At 71.6% G+C, this 1,752-nt stretch carries 2 protein-coding genes and 1 pseudogene; all 3 read right to left on the reverse strand.

Features of this window, described 5'->3' with window-relative positions:
- Positions 1-411: pseudogene (locus G6027_RS12355) on the reverse strand (patatin); the annotation flags it as partial.
- 57 nt (positions 412-468) lie between these two features.
- Positions 469-906, reverse strand: coding sequence for a nitroreductase family deazaflavin-dependent oxidoreductase (locus G6027_RS12360; protein WP_182637439.1), 438 nt, complete (start codon positions 904-906; stop codon positions 469-471).
- Between the two features lie 40 nt (positions 907-946).
- Positions 947-1,752: alpha/beta hydrolase (locus G6027_RS12365; protein ID WP_182637440.1), on the reverse strand; the 806-nt coding region annotated here is incomplete at its 5' end.

Here is a 1,752-nt window from a genome sequence, read left to right on the forward strand (position 1 = left end):
GGGCAACCAGGCACCCACCTCGAACCCCTCGGCCAACCGCTGCAGCCACCCCAGGTCACCGCGACCGCTGGGTGCGATTCCGGCGAAGGCCGCCAGCCCGGAGTGCGTGCGCAGGAGGCCGGGATTGAGCAGGGGCGGCCTGGGCAGCGGCGGCCTGCCGGCCGGGGTGCACGCGATGTGCTCCCGGAGCCTGGGGTCCTGCGCCCGTCCGCGCTGCATGTCCACCAGCTCGTCGATCCCGACGCCGCCGCCCACCATGGTCACCAGCTCGGCCCCCGCGGAGGTGCCCAGCAGGACGTCCGCCTCGCGGGGGTCGAAACCGGTCTGCTCGGCGAGGGCGTGCATGGCCGCGATCGCCCAGGCGCCCCCGATAGTGCCGCCGCATCCGAGGACGAGGGCGGTTCGGCTCATTCGAGGCCTCCTGAGGTGTCAGGACACCGGGATCGGGGGATCCGGTGGCGGGGGAATTCAGTCCTGGGGTTCGAGCACGAACACCGGGATGGTCCGCTCGGTCTTCTCCTGGTAGTCGCGGTAGTCGGGGTACACCCCGACCGCCCGATCCCACCACAGGTCGCGTTCCTCCCCGGTCACCTCGCGGGCGACGAAGTCGCCGACCCGGTCCTTGTCCCGCAGCTCCACGTGCGGGTGGGCCTTGATGTTCCAGTACCAGACGGGGTGGGTGGGCGCGCCGCCCAGAGAGGCGACGGCGGCGTAGGAACCGTCGTGCTCGACCCGCATCAGGGGAGTCTTGCGCAGCTTTCCCGACTTCTTGCCCACCGTGGTCACGATGACCACCGGCATGCCCGAGAGCTCCGAGCCCGAGGCCCCGTCGCTCTTCTCGTACTGCTCGACCTGCTCCCGCACCCATGTGCTGGGACTGGGTTCGTAGTCACCGGTCAACGGCATGGTGGCCCCTCTCCTGAGTGCGCTCCCGTTCGGTGGGTCGTCACCGGGGCGACGTTACGCCCGACCCGGCGAGAGGCTCGGTGAACCTGGCGATCGCCGCGACCACCGCGAGGTAGCGGGCGGACTGCACCGCGTCGAACCCGTGCTGCGCGCCGGGGAGCTCGGCGTAGACCACCGGATTCGACGACCCGCCCCGCAGGTGCCGCACCAGCCGGCGCGAACCCCTCACCGGGGTGTACATGTCGTCGGTCCCGTGGATGATCGCGATCGGGGGCGCACCCTCCGACGGGTGGCGGACCGGGTCGGAGACGTCCTTGGTGCCCGCGCCCAGACGGCCGTAGTAGCCGTAGAGCCCGATCGCGCCCGCCAGCGTGGTGTCGAGGTCCTCGAAGCCGGGCTGGAACCTCGAATCGCCGGCGGTGAGCGCGGTCATCATGGCGATGTGGGCGCCGGCCGAGCTGCCCGCCACCACGATCGGGGCGTCCGCCGGGATGCCGTGCACAGGGCCCTCCGTCCGGATCCAGTGGATCAGCCGTTTGATGTCCACCAGATGCTGAGGGAAGCCCGCCTCCGGTGAGGGCGACAAGTGGTAGGTGGTGCTGATGGCGGCCCAGCCCCGGAGCGCGTGGTCGAACAACATCGCTCGCGACTCCCGGCTCGGCCCGCCCGCACGGAAATGCCCGCCGTGGATGTGGATCAACACCCCACGCACGCGATCGGTGTCTCTTCCGGTGTAGAGGTCGAAGCGGGTCGCGCGGGCGTCGGGCCCGTAGGCGAGGCGGGTGCGGGCCTCGACGCCCCGTGGCCGTAGGGGCCACGGCTGGAAGAGCACCGTCGGCCACGGCG

It is taken from the genome of Dietzia sp. SLG310A2-38A2 (assembly GCF_014145095.1).
Classification (GTDB): domain Bacteria; phylum Actinomycetota; class Actinomycetes; order Mycobacteriales; family Mycobacteriaceae; genus Dietzia.